The sequence below is a fragment of the Phormidium sp. CCY1219 genome, from assembly GCF_035615515.1.
Classification (GTDB): Bacteria; Cyanobacteriota; Cyanobacteriia; order Cyanobacteriales; family Laspinemataceae; genus CCY1219.
This window is the reverse complement of the sequence record NZ_JAJENT010000005.1, coordinates 1-6,943: the sequence shown is the minus strand read 5'-3', so window position 1 is coordinate 6,943 and position 6,943 is coordinate 1. Positions and strand designations below refer to the sequence as shown.

6 protein-coding genes are annotated in these 6,943 nt (G+C 50.9%); 1 reads left to right on the top strand and 5 read right to left on the bottom strand.

Annotation, left to right across the window (positions count from 1 at the left end; all coding sequences use genetic code 11):
- From LKK83_RS00205 to LKK83_RS00195, 3 genes are all read right to left on the bottom strand, one after another.
- Positions 1-1,010 (bottom strand): DUF5331 domain-containing protein (locus tag LKK83_RS00205; RefSeq protein ID WP_324628737.1); only part of this gene is annotated, 1,010 nt, incomplete at its 3' end.
- Positions 1,011-1,152: 142 nt separating this feature from the next.
- On the bottom strand, positions 1,153-2,016 hold the full coding sequence (gene bchL / locus LKK83_RS00200; protein WP_324628736.1) for a ferredoxin:protochlorophyllide reductase (ATP-dependent) iron-sulfur ATP-binding protein: 864 nt from the start codon (positions 2,014-2,016) through the stop codon (positions 1,153-1,155).
- Between the two features lie 631 nt (positions 2,017-2,647).
- On the bottom strand, positions 2,648-3,787 hold the full coding sequence (locus LKK83_RS00195) for an acyltransferase family protein (protein ID WP_324628735.1): 1,140 nt from the start codon (positions 3,785-3,787) through the stop codon (positions 2,648-2,650).
- Between the two features lie 135 nt (positions 3,788-3,922).
- Here LKK83_RS00195 and menB point away from each other — a divergent pair, with 135 nt between their 5' ends.
- Positions 3,923-4,756 (top strand): 1,4-dihydroxy-2-naphthoyl-CoA synthase, encoded by an 834-nt coding sequence (gene menB, locus LKK83_RS00190; RefSeq protein ID WP_324628732.1) that lies wholly within the window; start codon positions 3,923-3,925, stop codon positions 4,754-4,756.
- Positions 4,757-5,048: 292 nt separating this feature from the next.
- On the opposite strand, the gene LKK83_RS00185 is transcribed toward menB, so the two are convergent.
- Together LKK83_RS00185 and LKK83_RS00180 are read right to left on the bottom strand one after the other, a co-directional pair.
- Positions 5,049-5,390, bottom strand: a complete 342-nt coding sequence (locus LKK83_RS00185) for a hypothetical protein (protein WP_324628731.1) — start codon at positions 5,388-5,390, stop codon at positions 5,049-5,051.
- A gap of 718 nt (positions 5,391-6,108) precedes the next feature.
- Positions 6,109-6,681 (bottom strand): DUF721 domain-containing protein, encoded by a 573-nt coding sequence (locus LKK83_RS00180; protein ID WP_324628730.1) that lies wholly within the window; start codon positions 6,679-6,681, stop codon positions 6,109-6,111.
- Positions 6,682-6,943: the final 262 nt, after the last annotated feature.

Sequence of the window (6,943 nt, the reverse complement as noted above, 5' to 3'; positions counted from 1 at the left end):
TCTTCGGCAGATTCGGTTTCAGATTCCTCAAGGTCGCCTAAGTCCATATACCCGAGGTCTTCGGCAGATTCGGTTTCAGATTCCTCAAGGTCGCCTAAGTCCATATCCCCGAGGTCTTCTGCAGATTCGGTTTCAGATTCCTCAAGGTCGCCTAAATCCATATCCCCGAGGTCTTCTTCGGTTTCGGTTTCGGTTTCACCAAGGTCGCCTAAATCCATATCTCCGAGGTCTTCTTCGGTTTCGGTTTCGGTTTCACCAAGGTCGCCTAAATCCATATCCCCGAGGTCTTCGTCGGTTTCGGTTTCAGATTCACCAAGGTCGCCTAAGTCCATATTCCCGAGGTCTTCTTCAGTTTCGGTTTCGCCGAAAGGATTGACCTCACTCTCAGCAGCTTCGGCGACAGCCATTCCTACTGCTTCGACTTCGGGCATTTCGGCGGTAGTGGTTTCTTCAATCTCTTCCCCGAAATCGGCTTCCTCTTCTTCGCTTTCCACAGATTCTTCACCAAAAACCGCTGCGGCTACGGCAAGTGCTGGATCGGTGAATTCTTCATCCTCAGTGCCTTCGGGTACTTCAGCCACCGTAGGCTGTGGCAACTGTTGTTCTTCTGGTGGGACGGTTACTTCTGGTGGAAGCGAGTCTTCCTCGGTGTCCTCTGCTGAGGGTTGTTCGGTTGAGACTGGGGTGGGAACTTCTTGTGCCGTTGGCTGGGGTGTTGCTGCACTGGGGCTTCTCCCGAGAGCGATGTCTGGGTCAAAATTGAGACCTAAAACCTCGATGAGGGTTTCTGCATCTGGATTGAGTTGGGAAAAGGGCAACATCAACTGCGCTAGCTTCGGTTCGAGGGTATTCATCACGCCCAGAATGAAGTAAGAAGGTGGTCGGGTACCGCCATCGGGGGTTTTGACTGCTGCTATCTTCATGTGCAGTTGCAGCCACTCCCGGTTTGCTTGGAAATACTGCAACCATTTTTGTTTGATAGAAGCAGTGAATTCTTCAAAAAAAGCCATAATGTCTTTCCCCCTGGGTTGCTGAAAACAAGTAGGATTTTATCTTTGTCTTAGCTCTATTGTCTCGTACTGATGTCTCGTACTGAATCATACCCACTTTATCGGCAACCCTCTTCATTCGGGCGATCGCTACCTGGAATTGTTAAACCATCATCAGGTCTAATTCGTCTTCGGTTTGTACTGGGGGCTTGGTGGGATTGAGGTAGAAGTCCGAGAGCAATGCGAATAGTTCGCGATCGGGGGCATCTTTGGGAACCACGCCTTCTGGGAGGGATAGCAGTTGGTCTGCAATGTTGAGATAGAAGTCGCAGACGTAGCGTAAAGAGGGATCGCGGTCTGCCATCTCGAACAAGGTTTGGCCTTTGACGCGAGAAACGCGAATGTCTTCAATTAAGGGCAAAATCTCTAGCACCGGCATGGGGACGGATTCGATGTATTTGTCGATTAAGTCGCGTTTGGCGGTGCGGTTGCCAATCAATCCGGCGAGGCGCAGGGAGTGGGTGCGGGATTTTTCGCGCACGGAGGCGGCGATCCGGTTGGCGGCAAATAGGGCGTCGAAGCCATTGTCGGTGACGATGGTGCAGTAGTCGGCGTAGTTGAGGGGTGCGGCAAATCCGCCACACACCACGTCGCCAAGTACGTCAAAGAGTATGACGTCGTATTCGTCGAAGGCGTTGAGTTCTTTGAGCAGTTTGACGGTTTCTCCTACGACGTAACCGCCGCAACCGGCACCTGCAGGTGGTCCACCGGCTTCTACGCAGTCTACTCCGCCATATCCTTTGTAAATGACGTCCTCGGGCCAGATGTCTTCGTAGTGATAGTCCTTTTCTTGCAGGGTGTCAATAATGGTGGGAATTAAATATCCGGTGAGGGTGAAGGTGCTGTCATGTTTGGGATCGCAGCCAATCTGTAGAACTTTTTTGCCTCGTTTGGCAAGGGCAACGGAGATGTTGCAGCTTGTTGTGGATTTACCGATGCCACCTTTTCCGTAAACGGCTAATTTCACGAGCGTGTTCTCCTGTTAAATGCGTCTTAAGTTCTTTTGCTGATTTTTTCCGGGCAACTTTGGCTGAATCGTTTACCGGGTTGTTTTGCCTTGTCGATCGCATTATTGTCCGATTCACCCAGAATCGTAAAGGCGAATCAAAAATGATTTTTGCCGTTAAAACACGCTGAGATAAGTCATGTAGTTTTTAAATTAGCTTTAAAAGCCTCAATTGTTTTGAATGGTTTAAAATCTGATTTTTTTAAATTTTAACTTACTTTTTAATAAAAAAGAGTTACAATAAACAAAAGTATGTCAAGAGGTTGAGCAACTTTGGGAACAACCGATCGCGGTTGCTGGGGGGGGAGAGGTGGGGGCGATCGCCCAAGCAGGGGGGAGATCGGGTCTATGTACTGGCTAGTTGAAACCTGAAATGACGTTGGATAAAGCCAAGAAATCGGGGAATCGAGGCGTCAAACCCAGAGATTCGAAGGCGGTGGAAATCGAAAACCAGATTTTTGTTAATAATAGTTAAGTTTGTGGCGATCGGGATTTTTCCGGTATATTTACTCAGGAATTCCGGGGGGAGGGAAAGAGAAAGAGGAATTGAATGCTCAATGCTCAATACTCAATTCCTCCCCTAGGGAGGGCGTCAGACTTTGATAAACCATTGGTGGCGGTACATGAAATAGAGAACGGACCACCAAAACAGGAGGGTAAAAATTGCCAGGCCCAGGGAACCATTCAAAGCACCGGCCCAAGGGACGAACAGGTTGCGATACATCCAGGTATAAATGCTGGGAGCATTTTCACTGGTATTGACGGGAGTAAAGAGTAAAAAGCGGGCGAGCAAACCAGAGGCGACGAAAGCGAAGATAGAGTTTAAGCCCATGACTTCAAACGGTTTGCCCCAGCGCTTCCACCGGCGAACTTCAATCGCCTCATAAATTGCTGCCAATAAAAGTAAAGACCAGCCGGCACTATAAAGCACATAGGAACTAGTCCAGAGTTGCTTATTGATGGGGAAAACGAAGCCCCAGACGCGCCCGAGGACGAGAAAACAAAGGGCAGCGAGGGTGAGTTGAATGCTGGTATGGGTGACGATGGGCTGGTTTTGTAACCAATCCCCGACAAAATAACCGAGCAAAACCGTTACTACAGCGGGGAGGGTACTGAAGAGACCTTCCGGTTCAAAAGTGCCATCGCCAAGCATGTGGGAGGGGGTCAAAATCAGGCGATCGAGATAGGCGACGAGGGAACCTTCGCCCTTGGGGGAAAGGTTTCCTGCGCCATAATCGGGAACTGGAATGAACGAGAGGGCGAACCAATAGCCGATGAGGATCGCGGCGGAGAGGATCCAAAGATGGCGACGGGAGAACTTGAGGGAAGCGATCGCGGCGAAGAGATAAGCCAAACTAATACGCTGCAAGACCCCCATAATTCGCAGGGTGCCGAAATCGATGGATTGTCCTTGCAGCAGACCCTTGAGAAGCAGACTAGAGGCGTTGAGAAATAAGCCGAGGGCGAATAAGATAGCAGCGCGGCGGAGGATTTTGGGATAAATGGGGGCGCGGGGCGGGGTGGGGGAGTGGGTGTACTTGCTCAGGGAAAACGCCATTGCCACGCCGACGATGAACAAAAAGGCGGGAAATACGAGGTCCGTGGGGGTAAAACCATGCCACTGGGCATGTAGGAGTGGCGGATAAACATGTTGCCAACTGCCGGGGTTATTCACCAGAATCATGCTGGCGATCGCCATTCCACGAAAAACATCCAGAGAAGTGAGGCGCATAGCGTCAGGCGAGGATTGAATAGATTAACGTTAATAGGGTACAGTGCGGAGTGGGAAGATTCCGTGGGATGGTGCGCGTCGCGACCCCAAGGCGAGGTACAATTTTCGAGCTGAAGTCGCGCACCTATTTTCTCGATGGAAATCAACTGGCAAACGGCGAAAAATTACGAAGACATTCAATATCATAAAACCGACGGCATCGCGAAGATTGCGATCGACCGTCCTCACAAGCGGAATGCGTTTCGTCCGAAAACGGTGTTTGAGCTTTACGATGCGTTTTGCGATGCGCGGGAAGATCCGAGCATTGGGGTAGTGTTATTGACGGGAGTCGGACCGCATAGCGATGGCAAATATGCCTTCTGTGCGGGGGGAGATCAAAGCGTGCGAGGGCAGGCGGGGTATGTGGATGAGGCGGGGGTGCCCCGTTTGAACGTATTGGATTTGCAGCGCTTGATTCGGTCGATGCCGAAAGTAGTGATTGCCTTAGTTGCCGGGTATGCGATCGGGGGCGGTCACGTTTTGCACGTTATTTGCGATTTGACCATTGCGGCAGATAATGCGATATTCGGTCAAACCGGGCCGAAAGTCGGCAGTTTTGACGGTGGGTTTGGGGCGAGCTATCTGGCGAGAATTGTGGGGCAAAAAAAAGCGAGAGAAATTTGGTTTTTGTGTCGTCAATATGATGCCCAGCAAGCCCTGGAGATGGGATTAGTAAATTGCGTGGTACCCGTGGAAGAATTGGAAGCAGAGGGGGTGAAGTGGGCGCAGGAAATTTTGCAGAAAAGTCCGATTGCGATTCGTTGTTTGAAAGCGGCATTTAATGCCGACTGCGATGGGCAAGCGGGGTTGCAAGAATTGGCGGGAAATGCCACCTTGCTGTACTACATGACCGAAGAAGGTGCGGAAGGCAAACAAGCCTTTTTGGAAAAACGGCCACCGGATTTTCGGCAATATCCGTGGTTGCCCTAACCCTTAAACGAGAAAAAGTAAGAGTTGAGAATTGACATTCTGGGTGAAGGTTGTTCTCAATTCTTACTTTTCAATTCATTAAGCCGATTCCCTGATGACAACGCCCTGATTGACGATTGCCACCAATTGAGATCCACTTTTGCGAATTAGGTTTGGTAGATGCCCGGACTGGGTTAAGGGTGGGCAATCGTGAAGATGAATTTTTTAAAATTGACTCGAGTCCGAGTCGAAATTAATGAGTTTTAAGGGTGGAATTTGAGTATGGGGATTGAATGGGGATTCGAGGGTGGAGTTAGCTGAGATAAGCCACAGAGCCATTTGAGGTCGAGTTTGTTTTGGATTTGGAGGGGGTAGGCGCGCTGTGGATGTTATCGGGGGCGATCGCGGCGGATGGCTGCTGATAGGCGCGTTCCAACCAAAGAGCCTCTCCGCGCCCATAGACAGTTTGCGGTAATCCCATTATCTCCTCGATACCCTCCCACGACGGAGCAAAGGGTGGGACTGCGAGGGAGCAAGCCTTCCAGCCGCCGCGAACTGGCACGCCGAGTTGCTGGCAATTACCGCCGCGCCGACCCACTGGGGTATAGAATCGGCAATGGCGACAGGCTGATGCTTGGCAATTTAAGGTTTTCATGGGAGTAGTGCTCAACAATGATTGATTCTTATTTAGATTATGACCGATCGCATTTTGCATTCAAAAGCGACCAACCCGTTATCCCGTCCGGCTTTAAGCGATCCCCACCAGTTTTTTGAAATTTATAATTTCTTTATATTCTGGTCATAACCCCTAATAATAGAGGTCAATAATACCACTGCAATCTTGCCGCATATGGAAGACATCGAGCCAAAACTCAACGGGGATCGACTGCAAGTCCAAACACTGAGATACTATGCAGAAGCTCTCTGGTCAGCCAGGGACCCGCGAGAAACCGGGGGCAGGTTGGCCAGGAACCCGGAGATTAGCTAATTCCAATTGTGCGGGGGATTCGGGAAGCAAATCGAACGGATTGAGCCGGGAGTCAAACGGCCTTTCTCAGAGAGACTGAGAGGGGGTGGTTGCGCCAGAGCGCTCCAGAGATAAACTACCTCTACCAAGAGACTCAACGACCGCACGTTTACTATTTTTTTAGATTGGTGGCCTAAATGGTATCTGCCATTCGGTAGATTTCCCCCGTGAATTCACCGGGTTGAACCCGGCGCGCCGGAAAAAACCTATTATCAAAAAAAGGCGATCGGTTAAATTCAGAAAACAGTTAATTTGTCAACCGTGTAATTGCGGGGATAGTATGGCGATCGCCAGCCACAATTCTCAAACCCCCGGGAGAATGGCTGTAGTCGGGCGAAGCGAAGGCTCAAAAGCGCTGCGTGGCGCAAAGGGCGCAGACAGACCAGCGTTCCAGTTCGCCCGGGGGGGTGGGACAACTGCAGTGAGGGCACAGGGGCAAACTGCGCGATCGCGCCTGTAAGCGAAAGGCCCAGCGATCGAACGCCGAAAGCGGATCGTTATTCCCTGGAGTCTCAGAATTTTCAGGCTCAGGGGGTTGTGTAGAGTCAGGGTCAGACAATCGGCTGGGATGTTGCTGCCAAACGATGCGTTCTGTCTGTGCCGAAGAGAGGGGAGTTTCGCTCCCCTTCAACCAGTCGCGGGGGGAAAAGCGAATATCGGCGATCGGGCGTGTTCGACCCCGATTCAACCGCTGTAAAATGCGGCGACGTTCGAACGTCAGAGTCTGCGCCCAAGCCGCACTAGAGGTTGCCACCTTCAAAACCCCGCGATCCACAACCAGGGGACGAGTATGCGGAGCGATTTTCGGTCCGACTGCTTGGTTCCAAGACTCCACCAAGCGTTGATAGTCCTGTTGCTTCTCGCCAAGCGTTTGCCGTGCCAGGGGGCCTAAAATATCATTGAGCGAGTGAAAAGCCATTGTACTCGAGTGCTACCCTTGTTTAATATCCACTTTAAAATTAGTGCACAACCCGGTAACAGTAGCGTTGCACCCTGCTAGTCCCCCAGAAAAATCAAGCCGACTTCAGGGACAAAAACCCCGCTTTGGATCCAAGCGCCCGAGATCGAGCCGTGGCGATCGCGTTCAACAGATGGGAAAACACCTGTCAGGAACCCCATCCCTAAAGGGAAGGGCTTGGTAAGACTTTATTCTTGCTACGCTCGAATATTTTCCCAAGCTC

Bases quoted from the DNA above. Each gene is read 5' to 3' on its own strand.
- LKK83_RS00195 (WP_324628735.1), bottom strand. From the start codon at position 3,787: ATGCGCCTCACTTCTCTGGATGTTTTTCGTGGAATGGCGATCGCCAGC.
- LKK83_RS00180 (WP_324628730.1), bottom strand. From the start codon at position 6,681: ATGGCTTTTCACTCGCTCAATGATATTTTAGGCCCCCTGGCACGGCAA.
- menB (WP_324628732.1), top strand. From the start codon at position 3,923: ATGGAAATCAACTGGCAAACGGCGAAAAATTACGAAGACATTCAATAT.
- LKK83_RS00185 (WP_324628731.1), bottom strand. From the start codon at position 5,390: ATGAAAACCTTAAATTGCCAAGCATCAGCCTGTCGCCATTGCCGATTC.